The sequence below is a fragment of the Nocardioides sp. Bht2 genome, assembly GCF_047308515.1.
GTDB lineage: Bacteria > Actinomycetota > Actinomycetes > Propionibacteriales > Nocardioidaceae > Nocardioides.
In genome coordinates, this window is sequence record NZ_JBLBWI010000011.1 from 36,371 (window position 1) to 61,080 (window position 24,710).

At 67.7% G+C, this 24,710-nt stretch carries 26 protein-coding genes and 1 tRNA gene; 23 read left to right on the forward strand and 4 right to left on the reverse strand.

The features are described from left to right. Positions 1-4 precede the first annotated feature (4 nt). The 4 genes from pgl to tkt are packed head-to-tail and all read right to left on the reverse strand — an operon-like array spanning position 5 to position 5,629. Positions 5-733: a 6-phosphogluconolactonase gene (pgl, locus tag ACLM5J_RS14090; protein ID WP_413657067.1), complete on the reverse strand. Its 729-nt coding sequence runs from the start codon at positions 731-733 to the stop codon at positions 5-7. Then, a complete protein-coding gene (locus ACLM5J_RS14095; protein WP_413657068.1) occupies positions 730-2,385 on the reverse strand; it encodes a glucose-6-phosphate isomerase in 1,656 nt (551 codons plus the stop codon). The genes pgl and ACLM5J_RS14095 overlap by 4 nt, the downstream gene beginning before the upstream one ends. Then, positions 2,382-3,482 carry a transaldolase gene (tal, locus tag ACLM5J_RS14100; RefSeq protein ID WP_413657069.1) on the reverse strand — a complete coding sequence of 367 codons (1,101 nt, stop codon included), beginning with the start codon at positions 3,480-3,482 and terminating at the stop codon, positions 2,382-2,384. Before tal ends, ACLM5J_RS14095 begins: the two co-directional genes overlap by 4 nt. A gap of 44 nt (positions 3,483-3,526) precedes the next feature. Beyond that, complete coding sequence (gene tkt / locus ACLM5J_RS14105) at positions 3,527-5,629, reverse strand: transketolase (RefSeq protein ID WP_413657070.1); 2,103 nt, start codon at positions 5,627-5,629, stop codon at positions 3,527-3,529. Positions 5,630-5,748: 119 nt separating this feature from the next. Here tkt and ACLM5J_RS14110 point away from each other — a divergent pair, with 119 nt between their 5' ends. The 23 genes from ACLM5J_RS14110 to ACLM5J_RS14220 all read left to right on the forward strand — a co-directional run bounded on the left by ACLM5J_RS14110 (position 5,749) and on the right by ACLM5J_RS14220 (position 24,703). Beyond that, a complete protein-coding gene (locus ACLM5J_RS14110) occupies positions 5,749-6,747 on the forward strand; it encodes a heme o synthase (protein WP_413657161.1) in 999 nt (332 codons plus the stop codon). 85 nt (positions 6,748-6,832) lie between these two features. Further along, positions 6,833-6,908 (forward strand) — tRNA-Gly (locus tag ACLM5J_RS14115). Between the two features lie 235 nt (positions 6,909-7,143). After that, complete coding sequence (locus ACLM5J_RS14120) at positions 7,144-7,287, forward strand: GPGG-motif small membrane protein (RefSeq protein WP_413657071.1); 144 nt, start codon at positions 7,144-7,146, stop codon at positions 7,285-7,287. 103 nt (positions 7,288-7,390) lie between these two features. Beyond that, a complete protein-coding gene (locus ACLM5J_RS14125; protein WP_413657072.1) occupies positions 7,391-8,494 on the forward strand; it encodes a hypothetical protein in 1,104 nt (367 codons plus the stop codon). A 66-nt stretch (positions 8,495-8,560) separates the two neighbouring features. Beyond that, the gene (gene thrS / locus ACLM5J_RS14130) at positions 8,561-10,540 is read left to right on the forward strand and encodes a threonine--tRNA ligase (protein WP_413657073.1); all 1,980 of its coding nucleotides are present in this window, start codon (positions 8,561-8,563) and stop codon (positions 10,538-10,540) included. Further along, the gene (locus tag ACLM5J_RS14135; protein WP_413657074.1) at positions 10,540-11,478 is read left to right on the forward strand and encodes a hypothetical protein; all 939 of its coding nucleotides are present in this window, start codon (positions 10,540-10,542) and stop codon (positions 11,476-11,478) included. The genes thrS and ACLM5J_RS14135 overlap by 1 nt, the downstream gene beginning before the upstream one ends. Before the next feature lie 12 nt (positions 11,479-11,490). Next, positions 11,491-11,997 carry an HIT family protein gene (locus ACLM5J_RS14140; RefSeq protein ID WP_413657075.1) on the forward strand — a complete coding sequence of 169 codons (507 nt, stop codon included), beginning with the start codon at positions 11,491-11,493 and terminating at the stop codon, positions 11,995-11,997. A gap of 10 nt (positions 11,998-12,007) precedes the next feature. Then, positions 12,008-13,264, forward strand: a complete 1,257-nt coding sequence (locus ACLM5J_RS14145; RefSeq protein WP_413657162.1) for an arginine deiminase — start codon at positions 12,008-12,010, stop codon at positions 13,262-13,264. 12 nt (positions 13,265-13,276) lie between these two features. Further along, positions 13,277-13,891, forward strand: coding sequence for a phosphatidylinositol phosphate synthase (gene pgsA / locus ACLM5J_RS14150; protein ID WP_413657076.1), 615 nt, complete (start codon positions 13,277-13,279; stop codon positions 13,889-13,891). Positions 13,892-13,921: 30 nt separating this feature from the next. Next, complete coding sequence (pdxS, locus tag ACLM5J_RS14155) at positions 13,922-14,830, forward strand: pyridoxal 5'-phosphate synthase lyase subunit PdxS (RefSeq protein ID WP_413657077.1); 909 nt, start codon at positions 13,922-13,924, stop codon at positions 14,828-14,830. 76 nt (positions 14,831-14,906) lie between these two features. Further along, a complete protein-coding gene (locus ACLM5J_RS14160; RefSeq protein WP_413657078.1) occupies positions 14,907-15,452 on the forward strand; it encodes a DUF6891 domain-containing protein in 546 nt (181 codons plus the stop codon). 146 nt (positions 15,453-15,598) lie between these two features. Beyond that, positions 15,599-16,150, forward strand: a complete 552-nt coding sequence (locus ACLM5J_RS14165; protein WP_413657079.1) for an alternate-type signal peptide domain-containing protein — start codon at positions 15,599-15,601, stop codon at positions 16,148-16,150. Between the two features lie 11 nt (positions 16,151-16,161). Then, on the forward strand, positions 16,162-16,698 hold the full coding sequence (locus ACLM5J_RS14170) for a signal peptidase I (protein ID WP_413657080.1): 537 nt from the start codon (positions 16,162-16,164) through the stop codon (positions 16,696-16,698). Positions 16,699-16,784: 86 nt separating this feature from the next. Further along, entirely contained in the window at positions 16,785-17,384 is a 600-nt protein-coding gene (locus ACLM5J_RS14175) for a hypothetical protein (protein ID WP_413657081.1), read from the forward strand. Between the two features lie 98 nt (positions 17,385-17,482). Further along, entirely contained in the window at positions 17,483-18,409 is a 927-nt protein-coding gene (locus ACLM5J_RS14180; RefSeq protein ID WP_413657082.1) for a signal peptidase I, read from the forward strand. Between the two features lie 45 nt (positions 18,410-18,454). Beyond that, entirely contained in the window at positions 18,455-19,054 is a 600-nt protein-coding gene (gene pdxT / locus ACLM5J_RS14185; protein ID WP_413657083.1) for a pyridoxal 5'-phosphate synthase glutaminase subunit PdxT, read from the forward strand. Positions 19,055-19,094: 40 nt separating this feature from the next. Next, complete coding sequence (locus ACLM5J_RS14190; RefSeq protein ID WP_413657084.1) at positions 19,095-19,865, forward strand: YebC/PmpR family DNA-binding transcriptional regulator; 771 nt, start codon at positions 19,095-19,097, stop codon at positions 19,863-19,865. A gap of 150 nt (positions 19,866-20,015) precedes the next feature. Then, positions 20,016-20,600, forward strand: a complete 585-nt coding sequence (gene ruvC, locus ACLM5J_RS14195; RefSeq protein WP_413657085.1) for a crossover junction endodeoxyribonuclease RuvC — start codon at positions 20,016-20,018, stop codon at positions 20,598-20,600. Then, positions 20,597-21,199 (forward strand): Holliday junction branch migration protein RuvA, encoded by a 603-nt coding sequence (gene ruvA, locus ACLM5J_RS14200; protein WP_413657086.1) that lies wholly within the window; start codon positions 20,597-20,599, stop codon positions 21,197-21,199. The genes ruvC and ruvA overlap by 4 nt, the downstream gene beginning before the upstream one ends. An 88-nt stretch (positions 21,200-21,287) precedes the next feature. Beyond that, complete coding sequence (gene ruvB / locus ACLM5J_RS14205) at positions 21,288-22,307, forward strand: Holliday junction branch migration DNA helicase RuvB (protein ID WP_413657163.1); 1,020 nt, start codon at positions 21,288-21,290, stop codon at positions 22,305-22,307. A 58-nt stretch (positions 22,308-22,365) separates the two neighbouring features. After that, a complete protein-coding gene (gene yajC / locus ACLM5J_RS14210; RefSeq protein ID WP_413657087.1) occupies positions 22,366-22,698 on the forward strand; it encodes a preprotein translocase subunit YajC in 333 nt (110 codons plus the stop codon). Between the two features lie 3 nt (positions 22,699-22,701). Continuing rightward, entirely contained in the window at positions 22,702-23,232 is a 531-nt protein-coding gene (locus ACLM5J_RS14215) for an adenine phosphoribosyltransferase (RefSeq protein WP_413657088.1), read from the forward strand. A gap of 37 nt (positions 23,233-23,269) precedes the next feature. Further along, positions 23,270-24,703, forward strand: coding sequence for a glyceraldehyde-3-phosphate dehydrogenase (locus ACLM5J_RS14220; protein WP_413657089.1), 1,434 nt, complete (start codon positions 23,270-23,272; stop codon positions 24,701-24,703). Positions 24,704-24,710 lie beyond the last annotated feature (7 nt).

A 24,710-nucleotide genomic window follows, 5' to 3' on the forward strand; every position in this document is an offset into this window, starting at 1 on the left:
TCGGCTACAAGAGGCTCGAGGCCTCGTCGTCGAGCCACCACAGGGTCTCGATCCGACCGTGGACCCCACGAGCCGGAAGCTCCGCCACCGGGCCGGAGCGGTGCGCAGCTGCCACCGCTTCGGCCTTCGCGCTCCCCGACGCGACGAACCAGACGGCGCGGGCACGATTGAGCGCGGCCAGGGTCAGGGTGACCCGCTGCGGTGGAGGCTTGGGGGAGTCGATGACGCCGACCGCGATCGAGTCGGCGTCGAGCGCCCGATGTCCTGGGAAGAGTGAGGCGACGTGGCCATCCGGGCCGACGCCCAGCATCACCACCTCGAACTCGCCGCTCGCTTCGGGTTCGCTGCCGTGTTGGCGCACCTCGGCGCCGTAGCGGGCTGCGGCCTGGTCGACGGAGCCGCAACCGACGGTGACTGCCGGCATCGGATGGATCCGCTGCGGGTCGACGCCCAACGCGTGGAGCACGGGTAGCACCTCGGCGTCGTTGCGGTCGGCCGTTCCCGCGGGGACGAACCGCTCATCGCCCCACCAGAAGTCGACCTGGTGCCACTGCACGGCCGAGTTCGGACCCAACCTGGCCAGCTCACGGTGGATCGCACTCGCGATGGTGCCGCCGGTCAGCGCGACCGAGGGCACGCGGCCTAGCGATTGAGCCTCTGCCAGGCGCCGGATCAGGGCACCAGCAACCTCCCGCGCCAGGGTCGGCGGATCCGGGAGGACGTTCGGGCTCATCGCAACGCACGCACCACGTCGTTGAAGCCGCCCGGACGCTGTGCGTGCAGGCGGAGCACGGGTCGCCCACGCCGGCTGAGGATCTGACCGTCGCCGATCGCCTGTGCGGTGATGAACTGCTGCAGCGTGAACTCGCGGCCAGGAACCTCGAGATCCGCCTCCGGTTCGCAGGTCAGCTGGAGGAAGACGCCAGTGGCCGGGCCACCCTTGTGGTACTGACCGGTCGAGTGCAGGAAGCGCGGTCCCCACCCGAAGGTGACAGGTCGACCGGTGCGGGCCGCGAGCAGGTCGCGCAGCCGCGCCACATCGGCATCACGTTCCGCGTCGAGGTAGGCCTGGACAGCGAGGTAACCGTGTGCGGGATCGATCTGATCGAGCAGCGCGGCGACCGCGTGGTCGGTGTCAGTGACCGTCTCCAACCAACTACCGGCATAGATGTCGATCGCGTTGCTGGTTCCTCGCGGAGCCGGTGTGGCGACCGTTCCGCCGAGCATGTGGCGGGCGGCTTCCTTCGAGCTCTCCACGTCAGGCTGGTCGAACGGGTTGATCTCCAGGATCCGGCCGGCCACGGCGACCGCGGCTTCCCAGAGCAGGAACTGGGCACCCAGACCAGCGTCGACGGCTACGCCGATCCCGGAGGCCGGGGCGACGACGTCGAGGACGAAGTTCGGACCCCACGTCGCGACCACGGTGTCGGTGGTGCTGGGGACGACATTGGGCTTGGTGGTGTCGCCGACCGCGATCGGCAGGATCCCGGTGCCCTCCTTGCCGGTGGACTCGGCGATCAGCTGTTCGGCCCAGATTCCGAGTTCGGAGAACGGAGCACCAGCTTCGGCGAGGACGAGCTTGTCCACGCCGGCGCGGGCGGCCAGCCCCAACACGACGCCCAGGGCGAGCGCGGGGTTCGTGGCTTCGTCACGGGCCAGAGCGGGGGCGATGGTGGCGGCGTCGGTCAGCAACTCGTCGAGGTCCACCCCGGCCAGGCCGCTGGGCACCAGGCCGAAGGCCGAGAGGGCCGAGTATCGCCCGCCGACCTCGGGATCGGCGAGGAAGACGCGGTGTCCGGCCGCACGAGCATCGCGCTCCAGCGGTGAACCGGGGTCGGTGACCACGACGATCCGGTTGGCGGGATCGATTCCGGCGGCCCGGAACGCACAGTCGAAGATCCGGCGCTGACTGTCGGTCTCCACGGTTCCGCCCGACTTGCTGGAGACCACCACGACGGTGGCGGCGAGGTCATCGTGGACGGCGCGGCGGACGACGTCGGGGGAGGAGGAGTCGAGGACCCGCAGCGGCTTACCGGCGCCCTGGCAGATCACCTCGGGGGCCAACGAGGAGCCGCCCATGCCGCAGAGGACGACCTTCTCGATGCCCTGGCCGCGCAGCTCATCCCGGAGAGCGGTGATCTGGGCGACCAGAGCGCGGGAAGTGTCGTGGAGATCGACCCAGCCGAGCCGCTTGCTGGCCTCCTCCTCGGAGTCCGGTCCCCAGAGCGTCGGGTCGCCGGCGAAGAGCCGCGACGCGACCCGGTCGTCGATGAGCCCGGCGACGGTCTCGTTGACCGCCTCGGGGTCCGGGTGGTTCAGACGCAGGCTGAAACCCGGACCCTCGGTCGGGGTCCAGCTCAGCGCGACCTGATCGCCCGGGGTCACCGGCGAACCGCTGCCAGCTGTGCAGTCACGGTCTCCACCAGCTCGTCCCAGGAAGTGATGAACTTCTCCACGCCCTCGCGCTCCAGGAGCCCGAGCACGTCAGCCATGTCGATCCCAACGGCGGCGAGGTCGGTGAGTACCTGGGTCGACTCAGCGCTCCGGCCCGAGACGGTGTCGCCCTCGACGACGCCGTGGTCGGCGAACGCGGCCATCGTCTTCTCGGGCATCGTGTTGACGGCGCCGTCGACGACCAGCTGGGTGACGTAGAGCGTGTCCGGGTAAGCCGGGTCCTTGACGCCCGTGGAGGCCCACAGCGGGCGCTGCACGTTGGCTGCCGGCAGGGTGCGGAACCGCTCGGCCCCGAACGTCTCCTCGAAGGCGGCGTAGGCGAGGCGGGCATTGGCCACAGCGGCCTTGCCGCGGAGTGCGGTCGCCGCCGGCGTGGCCAGGGCGTCGAGTCGCTTGTCGATCTCGCTGTCCACGCGGGAGACGAAGAACGAGGCGACCGAGTGGATGGTGGCCAGGTCGATGCCGGCGTCGCGGGCCTGCTCCAGCCCGGCGATGTAGGCGTCCATCACGGCTCGGTAGCGCTCGATCGAGAAGATCAGCGTGACGTTGACGCTGATCCCTTCGGCGATCGCTGCGGTGATCGCCGGCAGACCCTCTTCGGTCGCCGGGATCTTGATCATGACGTTCGGACGGTCCACCTTGGCCCACAGTTCCTGGGCCTGGGCGATCGTGCCGGCGGTGTCCCGAGCGAGGCCGGGCTCGACCTCGATCGAGACCCGGCCGTCGAACGGATCGGCCTGGTAGACACCAGCCAGCACGTCACACGCCGCCCGGACGTCATCGGTCGTCAACTCCGTGATCGCCCGGGCCGCATCGGCACCGTCGGCGGCGAGTGCGGCCAACTGGGTGGCGTAGCGCTCGCCGTCGGCGAGCGCGCCCGCGAAGATCGTGGGGTTGGTGGTGACCCCCACGACCGAGCTCTCGGCGACCAGCTTCGCGAGGTTGCCGGTCTCCAGGCGTTCGCGGGACAGGTCGTCCAACCAGATCGACACGCCAGCTTCGGCGAGGGACTTCAGACGTTCGGACACTTGTAACCTCCGTGGGTTCCTAGGCGTGTGCGTGCGGCGGCGAGTCAGGCAGATGCAGCCCTGACGCTGTCGTGCGCGGCACGGACGACGGCCTCGGCGGTGATGCCATATTCCGTGAACATCCGGTCGGCGTCAGCAGACGCGCCGAAAGTCTCGATCGAAATGATCCGGCCTGCGTCCCCGACGATCTCACGCCAACCCTGTCCGATGCCGGCTTCTACGGAGACCCGAGCGCGAACAGTGGGCGGGATCACGGAGTCGCGGTAGGCCTGGTCCTGAGCGTTGAACCACTCGACGCAGGGCAGCGAGACGACCCGTGCCTGGACGCCGTCGGCGGCCAGCAGGGTGCGTGCGGCAACCGCAAGCTGCACCTCGGAGCCGGTGGCCACCAGCACCACGTCCGGGTCTCCGCCGTCGGCGTCGATCAGGACGTAGCCGCCCTTGGCGACGCCGTCGACGCTGGCAAAGCCCTCGACGCCGCGGGGGAAGGTGGGCAGGTTCTGGCGGCTGAGGCAGAGACCGACCGGCTGGTCGGTGATCTGTGCCACGGCCCGCCAGGCGGCGACCGTCTCGTTGGCGTCGGCGGGGCGGACCACGGCCAGGCCGGGGATCGCGCGCAGCGCGGCGACGTGCTCGATCGGCTGGTGGGTCGGGCCGTCCTCGCCGAGGCCGACGGAGTCGTGGGTCCACACGAAGATGCTCGGGATCTGCATGAGCGCGGCCAACCGGACCGACGGCCGCATGTAGTCGGCGAACTGGAGGAAGGTGCCACCGAAGGCGCGGGTCAGGCCACCGAGGGTGATCCCGTTCAGGATCGCACCCATCGCGTGCTCGCGGATGCCGAAGTGGAGCACCCGGCCGCGGAGCGGGTCGGTGGTCCACTGAGCGGTGGTGTGGTCGGCCGGAGCGAACGACGGCACGCCGTTGATCGTAGTGTTGTTGGAGCCGGCCAGGTCGGCCGAGCCGCCCCACAGTTCGGGGAGGTGCTGGGCGAGGGCGTTGATCGCCTTACCGGAGGCGGAGCGGGTGGCGACACCCTTGGCGTCGGCCTCGAAGACGGGGAGGTCGGCGTCCCAGCCGGCCGGGAGTTCGCGGTTGCGGAGCCGGTGCAGCAGTTCGGCCTGCTCCGGGTTCGCGGTCGCCCAGGCCTGGTAGTCGGCGTCCCAGGCAGCGCCGGCGGCGGCACCACGGGTCAGCGCCTGGCGGGTGTGTGCGAGCACGTCGTCGGCGACGGCGAAGTGCTGCTCGGGGTCGAAGCCGAGGACCTTCTTGGTGAGAATGATCTCCTCGGCGCCGAGCGCGGAGCCGTGCGAGGCCTCGGTGCCCTGGGCGTTCGGGGCGGGCCAGGCGATGATCGTGTTGAGCGCGATGATCGACGGCTTGTCGGTGACCTTGCGGGCCTCGCCGATCGCGGCGTAGAGGGCGTCGACGTCTTCGACGTAGGTGCCGGTGGCGGTCCAGTCGACGCGCTGTACGTGCCAGCCGTAGGCCTCGTAGCGGGCCAGGACGTCCTCGGAGAACGCGATCTCGGTGTCGCCCTCGATCGAGATCTTGTTGTCGTCCCAGATCACCGTCAGGTTGCCGAGCTGCTGGGTGCCGGCGATCGCGGACGCCTCAGCCGAGACGCCTTCCTGCAGGTCGCCGTCGGAGGCGATCACGAAGATGTTGCGCTCGAAGGGGGAGGCGCCGGCAGCGGCGTCCGGGTCGAGCAGGCCACGCTCGCGACGGGCCGCCATCGCCATGCCGACCGCGTTCGCGATGCCCTGGCCCAGCGGGCCTGTGGTGGTCTCGACGCCTGCGGTGTGGCCGTACTCGGGGTGGCCCGGGGTCTTCGAACCCCAGGTGCGGAACGCTTTGAGGTCGTCCAGCTCCAGGCCGAAACCGGCCAGGTAGAGCTGGATGTAGAGGGTCAGGCTGGAGTGGCCGCAGGAGAGCACGAACCGGTCGCGGGCGACCCAGTTGGGGTCAGCGGGATCGTGGCGCATCACCTTCTGGAAGAGCAGGTAGGCCGCGGGAGCGAGGCTCATCGCCGTACCCGGGTGGCCGTTACCGACCTTCTGCACTGCGTCCATGGCCAGGACACGGGCCGTGTCCACTGCCCGCTTGTCGAGTTCTGTCCACTCCAGGCGGGGCAATTCGGAGGTCAAGGTGCTTCCTTCCAAGGGAATGAGGTGACGGCAACTCTGAGCCTACTCAAGGTGAGCGGTAGACTCATCCTCGGCTCTTGTCTTGAGTCGTGCATTCCGCTTCCGACACCGAGGTTCATGTGACGCACGTCGGCCAACCGGCTTCTGCATCCGCGACCGGCACTCCCGGCTCCGCTCCTGGGTCCAAGGACCCCGGAGTTCCCCAGGATTCTGGTCATCCCGAGCGGGCGACGTTCAAGGACGTCATCGCCGCCTACGTCGGCCTCACCAAGCCGCGGGTCATCGAACTGCTGCTGCTGACCACCGTTCCGGTGATGTTCTTCGCCGCACGCGGTGTGCCCGACCTCGACCTGGTGCTGTGGACCGTGATCGGTGGCATGCTCTCCGCCGGCTCGGCGTCGGCCTACAACTGCGTCTACGACCGCGACATCGACGAGCAGATGCGACGCACCCGCCGCCGCGCCTTGCCGCGCCATATCGTGACGCCGGTCGCCGCGTTGATCTTCGCCACCGTGCTGGCCGTGCTCTCCACGGTCGTCCTCTGGTTCGGCGTCAATCCGCTCTCGGCCGGCCTGGCGCTCGGCGCGAACGCCTTCTACGTGCTGATCTACACGATCGTGCTCAAACGGCGGACGACCCAGAACATCGTCTGGGGTGGCCTGGCCGGCTGCTTCCCGGCGCTGATCGGTTGGACCGCGGTCACCGAGCAACTCGCCTGGGAGCCGGTGGTGCTCTTCATGGTCGTCTTCTTCTGGACGCCGCCGCACACCTGGTCGTTGGCTCTTCGCTACCGGGAGGACTACCGCAACGTCGACGTGCCGATGCTGCCCGTCGTCAAGCCGGCAGCCGAGGTGGGTCGTCAGATCGTCCTCTACAGCTGGGTGATGGCGGCTACCGCGATTCTGCTGTGGCCGGTGGCGGACACCGGTTGGTTCTACCCGGTCGTGGCTGCGGTCCTGGGCATCGTCTTCGTGGCCGACGCACACCGGCTCTGGGAGCGCACCAAGCGTTCGGAGGATCTCGCCGTGATCCGTCCGATGCACCTGTTCCACCACTCCAACATGTACCTGACGTTGCTCTTCGTCTCGGTCGCGTTGGACCCGCTCTTCACCCGCTAACGAGACCCCGATGCGACAGTTTGCATCGGAATGCGTTAGTTTTCTCCGTGTCGCCAGCACCGGCTCAGGCCGGTGGGAGACACCTGCGGACGTAGCTCAGTTGGTAGAGCGCAACCTTGCCAAGGTTGAGGTCGCGAGTTCGAGCCTCGTCGTCCGCTCCAGTCAGATCAGGCCCGTGACAGCAATGTCGCGGGCCTGATCTTTTTCGCTTACCCAGCTTCGGGGAGACGTTTGAAACCCGCCCCGATGGGCACCAAGCGCGAGGTTTGTCAGCAACCGCCCTCGGTGGCCGAAATGCTTGGTCTGTACAGCTCTCTGCGCTAGCGTCGAAGGTGGCATCGCTCTCAAGGAGGGAGCCAGATGCTGAACCATCTGAACGAAGAGAGGAGCATTTTCATGGCATTCATTCTTTGGATTCTTGCGGTGATCCTGGTTGTCTCGGGCATCTTCGCTCTGTTCCGCGGCGAGACCCTCTGGGGGATCGTTCTGATCATCGTCGGTCTCGCAGTCGGCCCCGGTGGTTATTCGCTCTTCAAGTAGCGATCGGGCGCTCTGAGGCGGGCGGGCAACGGCGGTATCGTCGACGCCCGCCCGTCTCATGCCATGATCTGTCCCTGACGGCGCCGCACACCCTGAGGAAGCCATGAGTACCGCTACCGCCCTCGTCTTCGCGGCAGTCGTCGCCGGACGCTTCCTCCTGCCGTTGTTGATCTTCCGGCACCCGTTGCCGGCGATCATCGCCTGCCTGATCCTGGACGGCGTCGACCAGACGATCTTCCAGACGTTCGGCTATGACCCGCCCGGGTACCAGAGCTACGACAAGGCGATGGACATCTTCTATCTGGCGATCGCCTATCTGGCGACGCTGCGGAACTGGACGTCGATGTGGGCCTTCCAGGTCTCCTGGTTCCTGTATTTCTACCGCCTGATCGGGGTGGTCCTTTTCGAGTTCACCCACTTCCGGCCGCTTCTGTTGATCTTCCCGAACACCTTCGAGTACTTCTTCATCGCTTATGAGGCGATCCGCAGCCGGTGGCAGGTGGCGGCCCGCGACTACCGTTTCTGGATCGCCCTGGCAACGTTGATCTGGGTGGTGGTCAAGCTGCCTCAGGAGTACTGGATCCACGTCGCCCAGATGGATCTCACCGACACGCTCAGCGACCACCCGTGGACGATCGGGGTCTTGATCGCACTGGTCGTCGGGGCCTGCCTCGGCATCCGTTATCTCGCGGCCACCTATCTCGGTGAGCCGCAGCCTGGGCTGCGGCTTGCGGCCGACCCGATCCCGCCTGCGATCAACGAGGCCAGCGAGCGAGCGGCATGGACCGCGAAGTACGGGAAGCTCCGTTCGATGGCGACCGCCGAGAAGGTGGTCCTGGTCGGCCTGATCTCGGTGATCTATGCCCGCGTGCTGCCGGACTACGAAGGTTCCTCGGTCAGCCTCTTCTTCGGTGTCGGCGTCGTCGTCCTGGTCAACGCGGCGTTCACGATCCTCGCCTCGCGGCGGATGTGGACCGTCGAGTCGGCGTTGGCCGGCTTCGTCGGTCGTCTCGCCTTCAACGTCGCCTTCGTGTTGGTCGCCGACTGGCTGTTGCGGCGCAACAGCGGCGACCTCGACTTCATCGACACGTTCTTCTTCTTGAGCCTGATCAGCCTGATCACCTCGCTGCATGATCGGTACCGGCCGGTGCACGCGGTCCGGATGCGGGAGACCACTGAGCCAATCCGGGGCGCGGCGACCGCCTGATGGCGGATAGGCTTTGCCACGCCGGAATGCGACCGGCTCTCACCACGAGCAACGAGGAGTTCACCCGTGTCCGATATCAAGGTCACCGTCGTTTCCGCCCAGGGCGAGGAGCAACGGACGGTCACCACGGGCACTAAGGCCTGGGAACTCTTCGCCGACGACGCGGACGTGATCGTCGCCCGGGTCGGCGACGAGCTCAAGGACCTCGCCTACGAGCTGGCGGACGGGGACGTCGTCGAGGGCGTCCTGATCGGCAGCCCCGACGGTCACAACGTGCTGCGTCACTCGACCGCGCACGTGCTGGCCCAGGCCGTGCAGCAGCTCTTCCCCGACGCCAAGCTCGGTATCGGCCCGCCGGTGGTCGACGGTTTCTACTACGACTTCGATGTCGAGACCCCGTTCGTGCCCGAGGACCTGGTCAAGATCGAGTCCGCGATGCGGAAGATCATCAAGGAGAACCAGCGCTTCGAGCGCCGGGTCACCAACGACGACGACGCCTTGATCGAGCTCGCCGACGAGCCGTACAAGGTCGAGCTGATCGGTCTCAAGGGCAACTCGGCGGAGGCTGCCGAGGGCGCTTCGGCCGAGGTCGGGGCCGGAGAGCTGACGATCTACGACAACATCAACCGCAAGGGCGAGGTCGCCTGGAAGGACCTCTGCCGGGGTCCGCACCTGCCGACCACCAAGCGGATCCCCGCGTTCAAGCTGATGCGTTCGGCCGCCGCCTACTGGCGCGGTAACGAGAACAACAAACAGCTGCAGCGCATCTACGGCACCGCCTGGGAGTCCAAGGAGGCGTTGGAGGAGCACCTGCACCGGATCGAGGAGGCCGAGCGCCGCGACCACCGCAAGCTGGGCCGCGAGCTGGACCTGTTCAGCTTCCCCGACGAGCTCGGTTCCGGCCTGCCGGTCTTCCACCCCAAGGGCGGTGTGCTGAAGCGGGTGATGGAGGACTACGTCCGCCAGCGCCACATCGAGGAGGGATTCTCCTACGTCGGCACCCCGCACATCTCGAAGGACGGCCTCTTCCACACCTCCGGCCACCTTCCGCACTACGCCGAGACGATGTTTCCGCCGATGGAGTTCGAAGGCTCGAACTACCAGCTCAAGGCGATGAACTGCCCGATGCACAACCTGATCTACCGCTCGCGCGGTCGGTCGTACCGCGAGCTGCCGCTGCGGCTCTTCGAGTTCGGCTCGGTCTACCGTTACGAGAAGTCCGGCGTGATCCACGGTCTGACCCGGGTTCGCGGCTTCGCCCAGGACGACTCGCACTCCTACTGCACCCCGGAACAGGCCCCTGAAGAGGTCAAGCACCTGCTGAACTTCATGCTCAGCGTGCTGCGTGACTTCGGTCTCGACGACTTCTACCTGGAGCTCTCGACCCGCGACCCGGAGTCGGACAAGTTCATCGGCAGCGATGAGCAGTGGGCGGTCGCCACCAAGGTCCTCGAGGACGTCGCCGCTGAGACCGGCCTCGACCTGGTCCCGGACCCGGGTGGCGCGGCCTTCTACGGTCCGAAGATCTCGGTGCAGGCCAAGGACGCCATCGGTCGGACCTGGCAGATGGGCACCGTGCAGTACGACTTCAACCAGCCGCACCGGTTCGAGTTGGCCTACCAGGCAGCAGACGGCTCGCGCCAGGAACCGGTGATGATCCACTCGGCGAAGTTCGGCTCCATCGAGCGGTTCATCGGCGTCCTGGTCGAGCACTATGCAGGCGCCTTCCCGCCGTGGCTCGCCCCGGTCCAGGCGGTCGGTATCCCGATCGCGGAGCGCCACGACGGCTACCTCAAGGACGTCATGGCGAAGCTGACCGCAGCCGGGCTGCGGGCGGAGGTCGACCTGTCGGACGACCGGATGCAGAAGAAGATCCGCAACGCGCAACTGCAGAAGGTGCCGTTCATGCTGATCGCCGGTGACGACGACGTCGAAGCAGGCGCCGTCTCCTTCCGCTACCGCGATGGACGTCAGGACAACGGCGTCCCCGTCGAGGAAGCGATCGCTCGGATCGTCGAGGCTGTCGCGACCCGCCACCAGGTCTGATGCGACCCGCTGGCCGTCTCCTGGCCGCCGCTGCCCTCGTGGTGGCGGCGGTCGGGTGCGCCAGCGATCCGGCCGAACCGGAAGCGGCAGCGGTGCCCAGCGCGCCGCCGACCACCTCAGCAGCACCGACCCCGGCCGATCCGGAACAGCTCGCGAAGCTCGCCGAAGAGGCCGAGGCGGCTGCTAAGGAAGCCGCCGAGAAGCCGGTCGAGCGGATCACCGAGCCGGTGATCGGCGCCGACATCAGTTGGCCGCAGTGCCCGAAGGGGATGGGGATCCCGGAACGGCGCACCGAGGGCATGCCGATGCCGACACCGGACGCCCGCTACGTGATCATCGGGCTCACCAACGGACCAGGCTTCACTGCAAACCCGTGTCTGGGCGACCAGGTGGCGTGGGCCGCGGAGCAGAAGCTGGCGACGTCGGCCTACGCGGTTGCCAGCTATCCCGACGAGGTGACTCTCGACCGGTTCGGCACCGAAGGTCCGTTCGCGAAGACCAAGCTGGGTCGGCTCCGCAACGTCGGATACCAACAGGCGGCCTTCAACGTGAAGTCGATGCAGGCGGCCGGCCTGAGCACGCCGATGCTGTGGATCGACGTCGAGCCCGTCCCCGACTTCGACTGGAGCGACGATCTGGTTGCGAACGCCGCGGTCGTCCAGGGATTGGCCCGCGGTTACATCGACGCCGGAATGAAGATCGGCATCTACTCCACCCCACACCTGTGGCGGCGGGCCGTCGGCGACCTCGCTCTGGGCGTGCCCGAGTGGCGGGCCGCCGGACAGACCTCGCAGTCCGAGGCATTGACCCGCTGCGGCGACGACTGGCAGATCCAAGGCGGCGACGCCGTCTTCGGCCAGTGGGTCGCCAACCACCGCGACTACAACGTGACCTGCCCGTCGGTGACCTCACTGACGCCGTGGTTCCACCAGTACTGAAGGAGAAGTTGAGTGACCGCCCCCGATCGGCTCGAGCGCCTTTACACCCCGCACCGGATGAACTACGTCCGCGAAGCGGGGCCGGCGAGCGTGGGCTGCCCGTTCTGCGGGATGGCCGACGAGCACCCGGGCGAGGGCCTGGTGGTGGCTCGCGGTGTGACGACCTTCGCGGTGCTCAATCTCTATCCGTACAACCCGGGGCACCTGATGGTCCTGCCGACCCGGCACGTCGCGGACTACACCGAGCTCACCGAGGCCGAGACCACGGAGCTGGCCACGATGACCCAGGACGCCGTCCGCGCGATCCGTGCGGTCTCGACGCCGCACGCCTTCAACATCGGCATCAATCTGGGCACCGTCGCCGGTGGGTCGCTCGCCGACCACCTGCACCAACACGTGGTGCCGCGGTGGTCCGGGGACGCCAACTTCCTGACCGTGGTCGCCGGTACCAAGACGTTGCCACAGTTGCTGGAGGAGACCCGCGACCTGCTCACCGAGGCGTGGAAGAGCCTGACATGAGCAGCGGGCGCTGACGATGTCACCGGGCGTGTACTCCGAGGTGGGGCGGTTGCGCTCGGTCCTGGTCTGCCCGCCCGGTCTCGCCCACGAACGGTTGACGCCGACCAACTGCGACGACCTGCTCTTCGACGACGTGATGTGGGTCCGCAACGCGCGGCGTGACCACGCCGCCTTCGTCGAGCTGATGGTCGAACGTGGGATCGAGGTCCTGTCGGTCGATGAACTGCTCGCCGAGGTGGTCGCCGTTCCTGCGGCGCGAGACTGGCTGCTGAGCAGGAAGATCGTCGCCAACCAGGTCGGCTCCGGCATGGTGGCGGGCACCCGGGCCTTCTTGGACGAGTTGGCACCTTCGGAGTTGGCCCGCTATCTGATCGGCGGTCTCTCCGTGGATGACCTTCCCGTCGACTTCCGCGGCGAGGAGAGCCTGCTCGCCGTCGAGTCGCTCGGCGTGAGGGAGTTCTTGATGCCGCCTCTGCCCAACCTGCTCTATGCCCGGGATACCACGACCTGGATCGGCGAAGGCGTGGTGCTCAACCCGCTGCACTGGCCGGCTCGGCGGCACGAAACGCTCCTCTATCAGGCGATCTACCGTTTCCACCCGCGGTTCAACGGCGCGCCGGTCTGGTGGGGCGATGCCGAAGGCGAGTCCGGGCTGGCCACCCTGGAGGGTGGCGATGTGATGCCACTCGGCCAAGGCGTCGTCCTGGTCGGGATGGGGGAGCGGACCTCGCGCCAGGCGATCACTCAGCTGGCGGCCGCGCTCTTCGCGCAGGGCGCAGCGGAGCAGGTGATCGTCGCGAGTCTGCCGCGGCAGCGGGCGACCACGCACCTGGACAGCGTCTTCACCTTCGCCGACGTCGACGTGGTGACCAGCTACCGCGACGTCGTGGAGACGATGGCGAGCTTCACGCTGCGCCCGGGAACCGCATCCCGGTTCGGTTCGGTGGCCGTCGACGCTGGTGTCGATGTTCGGGCCAACATCAGTCCGTTCGTGGAGGTGGTGGCCCGCGCGCTCGGCCTCGCCAAGCTCCGGGTGGTGGCGACCGGGGGAACGGACTACGAGGGGGAACGACAGCAGTGGGACTCGGGGAACAACGTGCTCGCGTTGGAACCCGGGGTCGTCGTCACCTACGACCGGAACACCACCACGAACGCCCGGTTGCGTAAGGCAGGGATCGAGGTGCTGCCTATCGTCGGTGCCGAGTTGGGACGGGGCCGAGGCGGTGGACACTGCCTGACCTGCCCGCTCGAACGCGGCGCAGGGTAGTCTGCGACCGCCATGTTGGAGAGATTCCGCGCGTTCTGGACGCGCCTTCTGAACCCGATCGCCCGTCTATTCATCAAGCTGGGGATCAGCGCCGATGCGGTGACCCTGGTCGGCACCCTCGGTGTCTGTGCCGGTGCGCTGATCTTCTTCCCCCAAGGGAAGTTGTTGACCGGTGTCCTGGTGATCACCGCCTTCGTCTTCAGCGACCTGATCGATGGCCACATGGCCCGGATCACGGGCAAGACGAACAAGTTCGGTGCCTTCCTCGACTCGACCCTGGACCGGATCGGCGACGGCGCGATCTTCGCCGGCCTGGCGCTCTACTTCGCCGGCCCCGGTGAGAGCGACCTCTACCTGGTGTTGGCCCTGGTCTGCCTGGTGATGGGTTCGGTCACCTCCTACGCCCGGGCGCGTGCCGAAGGGCTGGGATACCAGGCCAAGGTGGGGATCGCCGAGCGAGCGGACCGGCTGGTCGCGATCCTGGTGATGACCGGCCTGGGCGCCATCTTCAGCCTCCCGATCCTGATGGAGGTGACGTTGTGGGCCCTTGCCGCGGCCAGCACGATCACCGTGGCACAGCGGATCTGGGTGGTCCGTCAACAGGCCTACGCTGAGACGGTGAAGTGAACGGCGTTCTGGAGAGTTAGGCTGCAGGTTATGGGAACTGAGACTCCGAACGACAAGACGGCCACCGGCACGTCTGCGGTCAAGCGTGGCATGGCCGAGATGCTCAAGGGCGGCGTGATCATGGATGTGGTCACCCCCGAACAGGCGAAGATCGCCGAGGACGCCGGCGCGGTCGCCGTGATGGCCTTGGAGCGAGTTCCGGCCGACATCCGCGCCCAGGGTGGCGTCTCCCGGATGAGCGACCCGGACATGATCGACGGGATCATCGAGGCTGTCTCGATCCCGGTGATGGCGAAGGCCCGGATCGGCCACTTCGCTGAGGCTCAGGTGCTGCAGAGCCTGGGCGTGGACTACATCGACGAGTCCGAGGTGCTGAGCCCGGTCGACTACGAGAACCACATCGACAAGTGGGCCTTCACGGTTCCCTTCGTCTGTGGTGCGACCAACCTCGGTGAGGCGCTGCGCCGGATCACCGAAGGCGCCGCGATGATCCGCTCGAAGGGCGAGGCCGGCACCGGCGACGTCTCCAACGCGGTCACCCACATGCGGACGATCCGCAAGCAGATCCGCCGTCTGGGCGCTCTCGACGCCGACGAGCTCTACGTCGCTGCCAAGGAGCTGCAGGCGCCGTACGAGCTGGTCAAGGAGGTTGCCGGCACCGGCAAGCTCCCCGTCGTCCTGTTCACCGCGGGCGGTATCGCTACCCCGGCCGACGCCGCGATGATGATGCAGCTGGGCGCGGAGGGTGTCTTCGTGGGTTCGGGCATCTTCAAGTCCGGCAACCCGGCGCAGCGTGCCGAGGCGATCGTCAAGGCGACCACCTTCTACGACGACCCGGACGTCGTCGCCAAGGTCTCGCGTGGCCTGGGCGAGGCGATGGTCGGCCTCAACGTCGACGAGATCCCGCAGCACCACCGCCTGGAGACCCGCGGCTGGTAACCCAATGTGACCTCAGCGCTGGGTTTGACCGGTTGTGAGTGCTGAGAGGTCACATTGAGCGCGTAGGGTTCGCGTGGTGAAGAAAGAACGTAAAGAGCAGGAGCTGCGCGATCTCGCGCGGCTCCTGCTGCTTTCCGGGCTCGACGAGCCGGCCCGGATGCGGAACGAGCTCGCCGAGGCGATCCGCGCCGACCTGCCCAGGACCGCCGACGCCGACGCCCTGGCTGAGGCCTGGTTGGCGCAGGCCCGCTCCGATGCAGTGGCGGAGCCGGGAGCCCAGGTTGACGGCGCACGGCTGGCGGCGGCCCTTGAGGAGTGCCGTCACCGCCAATTGGCGGTGCTGGTCGGAGTCCACGACCACTGGGCGGCGAAGGCGGAGCTGGACCGTGCGCATGCGGCGGGGGAGTCGCCCCGTGGTGTCCTCTGGTTCACCCGCGCCGACGTCTGGCATTCGATCGACGCCGGGATGCTGGAAGTGAACCTGTGGCACTCGACCACCGCGAACGGGGCGCCGGGCGATGCACTTCTCGATGAAGTGCTCGGTGTCTTCGCCAGACACGGCCTGGCGGCCCACTTCGACGAGGGTCGGATCGAGGTCGCCGCGACCTGGCGTGCGATTTGATCGGTTTGTCATAGCCCGTTGGGGCCAATCGAGCTCTCCGGCCGGACAGAATCGGGCTTGAGCCCTCAGTAACTCATCGACCTCGGTGGGAACGTCGTTGTACACGGGAACCTGCTGTGTTCCCGGAACAACAACGGGGGACAGCCATGAACAAGAGCACCAAGGGAGCATTAGCACTAGGCGCAGCGGCTGCGCTGCTGGTCGGTGGCGTCGGATCGCTGGCCTACTGGACAGACAGCGAGACCGTGCCTGGCGGCACGGTCAATGCCGGTCACCTCGACCTGGTCACCGACGCCACCAACGCCGGTTGCGGCCAGTGGACGCTGGACTCCGGCGAATCCGCTCCGGCCACCTACGCCGCCGGCGACCCGCTGGTGCCGGGCGACGTACTCAACAAGACCTGCGCCTTCACGATCGCTGCGGAGGGAAACCACCTGCGCGCCCAGGTCAGCGCGACCGCTTCCAACCTGACCGGAGACCTCGCCCCCGGGCTGGTGGTGAGTGCTACCGGCCTCACCGTGAACGGTGCTGCCGCGACCGAGTTCACCGAGGCCAACGATGGGCAGGCGCTCGGCGTGACGGTCAGCGTGGAATTCACCGACCCGGGCTCAGCGGACAACACCTTCAACAGCACCTCCACGCAGTTCCAAGCGGTGCTGGATGACATCACGGTGACCGCGCAACAGGTCCACAACTAAGGATCACTGCCGTGTCGGCGCGCCGCGTGCTGACGTCTCTGCGCCAGGTGCTGGTGTGGACGGCACTGCTTGCGCTGACCGCTGTGCTGCTGGTCGCGGTGGTGGTTCCCCGGATCGCGGGGGCAACGCCGTATGTGATCACGACGGGATCCATGGAGCCGGAGCTTCCGCCCGGCACGATGGTCGTGGTCCGGCCGGTCGAGGCCGACGAGATCGGTGTCGGTTCGGTGATCACCTACCAGTTGCGCTCCGGTGAGGCAGCGGTCGCCACCCATCGGGTGGTCGCCAGCTCCCGCAACGGGCGCAACGAGCGGTCGTGGCAGACGCAGGGCGACGCCAACTCGGTACCCGATCCGGAACCGGTCCGACCGGTCCAGGTCAAGGGCGAGCTCTGGTATGCGGTGCCGTACCTCGGTCACGCCGCAGGTCTGCTCTCCGCGGATCGTCGCGGCCAGTTGATCCAAGGGCTGGCCGTGGTGTTGGTGTGGTACGCCGCGCTGATGTTCGTCGGTGTGATGCGGGAGCGCCGTTCCCGCATCGCGCCGTGAAACGGGGGAAGTGATGAGGAGGGGTCGGTCGTGGTGATCGCAACGTCCCTGGTGAACGGCTTCATGCCGCGTGCCGGAGGTGGGCGATGAGCAGGCATCGCGCGGACCGCCGGCAACGGGGGATCGGTTCGGTGGCCGTTCTGGTCGCGCTGAGCTTCGGAGTGGTGGCGACGTTCGGCGCGCTCACCACATCGGCGTTCTGGACCGATCAGGTCACCGTCAACGGGAGCACATTCAGCGCTGGCAACCTGGATCTGGTGCTCAATGACAATCCGAGCGACGCGGTCGGCATGACCACGCTGACCCTGACCGGGATGGCGCCGGGCAACAGTGCCGCCGGGGTGCTCAAGGTGGCGAACACCGGCACGGTGCCGTTGGCCTACGACGCGAGTTCTGTGGTGACCAACCCGGACGGCAAGAACCTGGGCGGACTCCTTACCGTGAAGGTGACCGGGGCCGCGGCCACCACCGGGTCGGCGCCGACGGCGACCTGTGCCGGGACCGCACTCGCGGGGACCGGCAGCCTGCTGGCGGGTGCCCTGGTCACCACGAAACGGGTCCTGGCCCCGGGAGCGAGCGAGAACCTCTGCATCCAGGTCACGTTGCCGACCAGCGCAGGCAACGCCTATCAGGGCAGTACGACGGCGGCCACCTTCACCTTCAATGCCACCTCGGAACTGCCATGAGCCGGAGTCCGACACCGAGCTCATGGTGCGCGCGCCTCGTGCTCCGCGCGACAGCGCTCCTGGGTGCGCTCTGCCTTCTCCTCACGGCAGTCGCGTGGTTGCTCGACGCACGTGTTCTCGTGGTGACCTCGGGGTCGATGGCGCCGGCCATCGACGTCGGCTCGGCGGTCCTGGTCCGCGGCGTGGCGGCGGATCAGGTCGCCGTCGGGGACGTGGTCAGCGTCGTCGACGACGGTGAGCGGGTGATGCACCGCGTCGTCGCGGTGCACCCGAGCGGAACCGGCGAGGTCGACTACGACCTGGTGCTCAAGGGTGACGCCAACGAGGCGGCGGACCCGACCCGGTACGACGCAGCGGTGGTGGATCGGGAGCTCGTTGCGGTGCCCGGGTTGGGATACGCGATCGCCGCGATGGCGACTCCGTTGGGGCTGTTCACTCTGATCGGTGTGGTCCTGGTGGCTGCTTGGGCGGCCCGGAGTCGACCGGAGAGTCAGTCGGCGCCCCGGCATCGTGACGTCCCGGCGTCGTCGGGGGCCCAGGTACGCCGGATCGTCGGGACCGCGTTCCTTCTTGCCGGGCTGGCGATCCCGTTTGCGGTGCCACGGCTGGCCGGGACCGCCGCGGCGTTCACCGATGACGCCAGCGCCGCGTCGGGCGCCCTGGCCACCCTGACGCTGACACCGCCGGACACCGTCTCGTGTTCGGGTGGTGGCGCGATCTCGACCCAGATCACGCTCAGCTGGCCGCACAAGGACATCGCCTACGACTACCAGGTGGTGATCCGCGACGCCGGGGGTACGGTCCGGCAGACCTATCTGGTCACCGGCGCCGGTGCCGTCGGCAGCACCCAGAGCCGGGTGATCCCGGGCGGCCTGCTGGGGAGCATCGGGTTGGGCACGTTCTACACGACGGCAGAGGTCCGTTCGCAGCTGAAGACCAACGCGGCTTGGCAGAGCGCCGCGATGAGGACCTGGACCTACCGTGAGGTGGTCGTGGTCCTGGGCCTGTCGATCCACTGCTCGTGAACTCCGCTGCGCGGCACGCTGAGTTCGGCACTTAACATTCGCTTCGTGCAGAACACGACGGTCGGGGTCTTCGCCCTGCAAGGAGATGTCCGCGAACACCTGGCTGCGCTGGACGCGGTCGGGGTCAAGACGCTGACGGTGCGCCGTCCCGAGGAGCTGGCCCGGTGCGACGGACTGGTCATCCCCGGAGGCGAGTCGACCACGATGGGCAAGCTCGCCCGGATCTTCGAGCTGCTGGAGCCGCTGCGGGAACGGATCGCGGGAGGTATGCCGACCTTCGGTACGTGCGCCGGCATGATCATGCTGGCCGACCGGGTCCTCGACGGGACGGCCGACCAGGAGACCATCGGCGGGCTGGACATCACCGTTCGGCGCAACGCGTTCGGCCGTCAGGTCGACTCGTTCGAGGCGCCGCTGGAGTTCCGGGGTCTCGACGACCCGGTACCTGCCGTCTTCATCCGTGCGCCCTGGGTGGAAGCGGTCGGCGCCGACGTGGAGGTGCTGGCCAGGGTCGAGGGTGGCGAGGCTCACGGTAGGATCGTCGCGGTCCGCCAAGGCACCCTGATGGCGACCTCCTTCCACCCGGAGGTCGGCGGGGACGCACGAGTGCATCGACTCTTCGTTGATCTGGTGCGCTCAGCCTGAGCGGAACGTCGGATGCGAACGGCTAGGGAAGTAGGGACTAATGGCTGGCCACTCCAAGTGGGCGACCACGAAGCACAAGAAGGCCGCAATCGATGCGAAGCGCGGCAAGCTTTTTGCCAAGCTGATCAAGAACATCGAGATCGCCGCGAAGACCGGCGGCCCTGACCCATCGGGCAACCCGACGCTCTACGACGCCATCCAGAAGGCGAAGAAGCAGTCGGTGCCGAACAAGAACATCGACTCCGCGGTCAAGCGCGGCGGTGGCCTTGAGGGCGGCGGCGTCAACTACGAGACGATCATGTACGAGGTCTACGGTGCCGCAGGCGTCGGCATCCTCGTCGAGTGTCTGACCGACAACAAGAACCGTGCCGCGATGGAGGTCCGCACGGCGGTCACCCGCAACGGCGGCACGATGGCCGACCCGGGTTCGGTCTCGCGGCTCTTCACCCGTAAGGGCGTTGTCCTGGTGGCCAAGGCCCAGGAGGCGAAGGAGGTCTCCGAGGACGACGTCCTGGAGGCGACCCTCGACGCCGGAGCCGAAGAGGTCAACGACCACGGCGATCAGTTCCAGGTCATCTCCGACTCCTCGGACGTCGTCGCGGTACGTACTGCGTTGCAGGAGGCGAGCGTCGACTACGACTCCGCCGAGATCGAGTTCGTGGCGAGCATGGACATCCCCGTCGACGCCGAGGCCGCGGCCAAGGTGTTCAAGCTGATCGACGCGCTGGAGGACCTGGACGACGTCCAGAACGTCTTCTCGAACGTCGACGTCAGCGAAGAGGTCATGGCGCAGCTCGACGCCGACGAGTAAGACCCCGTACCTCAATGTGAGCTGAGCGCCCAGTTTCGTCCCGAAACTGGGCGCTCAGCTCACATTGAGCGTGTCTTCGGCCGGGGGAGCGCCGACTGTGTGCGAACATGTGTTCGGATGGTTCGCGGCGAAGGGAAGACGATGCGGGTAATGGGGATCGACCCCGGCCTGACCCGGTGCGGTATCGGGCTGGTCGAAGGATCGATCGGGCGCCCGCTCACCCTGATCGACGTCAACGTGATCCGGACGTCGGCCTCGGAGCCGATCGCCACCCGGCTGGTCACCATCGAGCGGGGGATCGACGCCTGGCTGGAGGAGTACCAGCCGGACGCCGTCGCCGTGGAGCGGGTCTTCGCCCGTTCGGATGTGAGTACCGTGATGGGCACGGCCCAGGCCAGCGGCATCGCGCTCGTCTGTGCGGCTCGACGCGGTCTCCCGGTGGCGATGCACACCCCCAGCGAGGTCAAGGCCGCGGTCTCCGGCAACGGTCGAGCCGACAAGGCGCAGGTCGGCGCGATGGTGACCCGGATCCTGCGGCTCGACGCGCCCCCGAAGCCGGCTGACGCCGCCGACGCGTTGGCGCTCGCGATCACCCATCTGTGGCGGGGTGGGGCGCAGTCGCGGATCGATGAGGCGATGGCCGCCGCCAACCGTTCCCAGTCGAGGATCGCCGCTGCCGTTGCCGCGCAGCGGGCCCAGCAAGCCAGTAGGACCCAGGCTAGGAGAAGTTCGTGATCGCATTCGTTCGTGGCACGGTCGCCGATGTCGGCCTCACCAACGCGGTGCTCGACGTCGGCGGCATCGGTCTCGACCTGCAGTGCGCGCCGAACACGTTGGCGACCTTGCGTCGTGGTGAGGTCACCCAGCTCGCCACCAGCATGGTCGTGCGCGAGGATTCGATGACCCTCTTCGGTTTCGTCGACGACGACGAGAAGGGCTGCTTCGAGTTGCTGCAGACCGCCAGCGGCGTCGGCCCCAAGTTGGCTCAGGCGATGCTCGCGGTCTTCAGCCCCGACGACCTGCGCCAAGCCGTCGGCAGCGACGACGTGAAGACGTTGACCAAGGTCCCCGGTATCGGTCAGAAGGGCGCCCAGCGGATCATCCTGGAGCTCAAGGACCGGATCGGTGCCGTGGTCGGCGGTGGCCCTGCCCGGATCGCCTCCGGTGGCGGCTCCGCCGCGTGGCGGGACCAGGTCCACCAAGGACTGGTCGGCCTGGGGTGGTCGGCCAAGGAGGCGGAGAAGGCGGTCGAGGCGGTGGCGCCGCAGGCCGGTGACCAGCCGGACGTGGGTGCCCTGCTCCGCGCCGCACTGGTGACGCTGCGGAAGGCGTGAGGTGAACGACGTGGACGGGCTGGACGACGTGGGCGAACTCGACGAGTACACCGCCGCCGAGGAGGCCCACCTTGCTCACCTCAGCCGGTTGACGGCGGCCGAGGCGGACGGCGACGAGCGGGCCGTCGAGGCGGCGCTGCGCCCGCGCAGCCTGGATGAGGTGGTCGGCCAGCAGCGGGTCCGCGAGCAACTCGGGCTGGTCCTCGACGCCGCGAAGGCACGCGGCCGCGCGCCCGACCACGTCCTGCTCTCCGGTCCGCCCGGACTCGGAAAGACCACGTTGGCGATGATCATCGCCAACGAGCTCAGTGTGCCGTTGCGGCTGACCAGCGGCCCCGCGATCACCCACGCCGGCGACCTGGCCGCGATCCTCTCGGGGCTCAACGAGGGCGATGTCCTCTTCGTCGACGAGATCCACCGGATGTCGCGGGCCGCCGAAGAGATGCTCTACATGGCGATGGAGGACTTCCGCGTCGACGTGATCATCGGCAAGGGGCCGGGTGCCACCGCGATCCCGTTGGAGATCCCGCCGTTCACGCTGGTCGGTGCCACCACCCGGGCCGGTCTGCTGCCCGGCCCGCTGCGCGACCGGTTCGGTTTCACCGGCCACCTGGAGTTCTACGAACCCGCCGAGCTGGACCTCATCGTGAAGCGGAGCGCCCGACTCCTCGACGTTCCCCTCAACGACGACGGCTCCGCCGAGATCGCCGGCCGTTCGCGGGGTACGCCGCGGATCGCCAACCGGCTGTTGCGCCGGGTCCGTGACTTCGCTCAGGTCCGTGCTGACGGCGTGATCACGATCGATGTGGCGCATCGGGCGCTCGACCTCTTCGAGGTCGACGGTTCGGGTCTGGACCGTCTCGACCGGGCGGTACTGGATGCCCTCTGCAACCGGTTCGCCGGCGGGCCGGTCGGGCTCTCCACCCTGGCGGTCGCCGTCGGTGAGGAGCGGGAGACGGTGGAAGAGGTGGCTGAACCGTTCCTGGTCCGCAACGGGTTCCTGGTCCGTACGCCACGGGGCCGAGCGGCGACCAGATTGGCGTGGACCCACCTGGGGCTCACCCCGCCGCGGGCCGAGGTGTCCGAGGCCACCATCTTCGACGAGTGAACCACCGCTAGACTAGGGACGTCCTTGCCTTTGTCATGCCCTAGGAGTGCTTCCCGTCGTGGAGACCCTGATCCCGATTGCCGCGATCTTCCTAATTTTCTGGTTGCTGCTGATCCGTCCCGCCAACAAGCGTCAGAAGGCCCTGGCCGACGTGCAGCGCAACATCTCGGTCGGCGACCGAGTGATCACCAACAGCGGCATCCTCGGCAACGTGGCCTTCCTCAAGGAGACCAGCGTCGGCCTTGAGATCGCGCCCGGTGTCGTCGCTGAGGTCGCCCGCCCCGCCATCGCCGGTGTGGTTCCGGACGAGGAGGAGAGCGCCGAGGACGCCCCGGCCGAGATCGAAGACGACTCCGCCCCGGTCAACCCCGACTCCGACCAGGAGCGCTGAGGATTGTCGGCTGAGTGGGAGTCCTTGATCCAGGACGTCCCCGACTATCCCGAGCCCGGTGTCCTCTTCAAGGACATCACCCCGCTGCTTGCTGACCACCAGGCTTTCCCCGCGGTCGTCGAGGCGCTCGCCGCAGCCGGCCGTGACGCCGAGGGCAACGTCGTCGTCGACAAGGTGGTCGGGATGGAGGCGCGCGGGTTCATCCTCGCCGCCCCCATCGCACTGTCGCTCGGCGTCGGCTTCGTGCCGGTCCGCAAAGCCGGCAAGCTGCCCCGCGACACCCACGCCGTCAGCTACTCCCTGGAGTACGGCCAGGCGACCCTGGAACTGCACGCCGACGCGATCGCACCCGGTGAACGGGTGCTTCTGATCGACGACGTGCTGGCGACCGGCGGCACCATCGCCGCCACCCGTGAGCTGGTCAGCCGCTGCGGCGGCGTGCCGCACGCGGTCGCCGTCCTGATGGAACTCACCTTCCTGCCCGGACGCGAAGCGGTGGGCGACCTGCCCCTGCGCGCGCTCTGCCAGGTCTGAACACACCAACCCTTCTCACCCTCGAGGAAACAGCACCGTGACGTCTGACCACTTCTCTATCTGGAAGCGCCGTGAGGCCCTTGCGGAGGCGATGATCCCGATGATCGGGCGCCTCTACCGCGAGCGCGATGTCACCATCCTGGTTCACAGCCGTTCGCTGGTGAACAAGTCGGTGATCAGCATCATCAAGACGCACCGCTACGTGCGCCAGATCGAAGAGCGTGGCCTCGCCGTCGAGGAGACCCACCCGATCCTGGAGATCCTCGCCGGCCTCGACCTGGGTCCGGCCCGGATCGACATCGGCAAGCTCGCCATCGCGTTCGCCGAGGACAACGGCGGTAAGAGCCTCGAGGAGTTCGTCACCGACGCCGTCGCCCCGGCAACCGGCGACAACAAGATCGTCCGCGAAGGCCCCACCGACGTGGTGCTCTACGGCTTCGGTCGGATCGGCCGCCTGGTCGCTCGCCTGCTGGTCGAGAAGTCGGGCTCCGGCAACGGCCTGCGCCTGCGTGCCGTCGTGGTCCGCAAGGGCTCCGACGACGACCTCGTCAAGCGCGCCTCGCTGCTGCGTCGCGACTCGATCCACGGCCAGTTCAACGGCTCGATCCACGTCGACCACGAGAACAACGTGATCTGCGCCAACGGCAACGAGATCAAGTTCATCTACTCCAACGACCCGTCCGAGGTGGACTACACCGAGTACGGGATCAAGGACGCCATCCTGGTCGACAACACCGGTATCTGGCGCGACCGCGAGGGGCTCTCGAAGCACCTGCGCCCGGGCATCGCCAAGGTGGTCCTGACCGCACCCGGTAAGGGCGACGTCAAGAACATCGTGCACGGCATCAACCAGAACACGATCGCCGCCGACGACACCGTGATCTCGTGCGCCAGCTGCACCACCAACGCCATCGTCCCGCCGCTCAAGGTGATCAACGACGAGTACGGCATCGCCCGTGGCCACGTCGAGACCGTTCACTCGTTCACCAACGACCAGAACCTGCTCGACAACTTCCACAAGGGCAACCGCCGCGGCCGTTCGGCCCCGCTGAACATGGTGCTCACCGAGACCGGTGCCGCCTCCGCGATCGCCAAGGCACTGCCTGAGCTCGAGGCGCACATCTCCGGTTCCTCGATCCGCGTCCCCACCCCGGACGTCTCGATGGCGATCCTGAACCTGGACCTGGAGCAGGAGACCACGGCCGAGGAGCTCAACACCTACCTCCGCCAGATCTCGCTGCACTCGCCGCTGAAGCGCCAGATCGACTTCACGACGTCGAACGACGCCGTCTCCACCGACTTCGTGGGTTCGCGTCACGCCAGCATCGTCGACGCCAACGCGACCATCGTGAACGGCAAGAACGCGATCGTCTACCTCTGGTACGACAACGAGTTCGGCTACTCCTGCCAGGTGGTGCGCGTCGTCCAGCACATCTCGGGCGTCGAGTACCCGTTGTTCCCGCAGGACTAGTATTTCC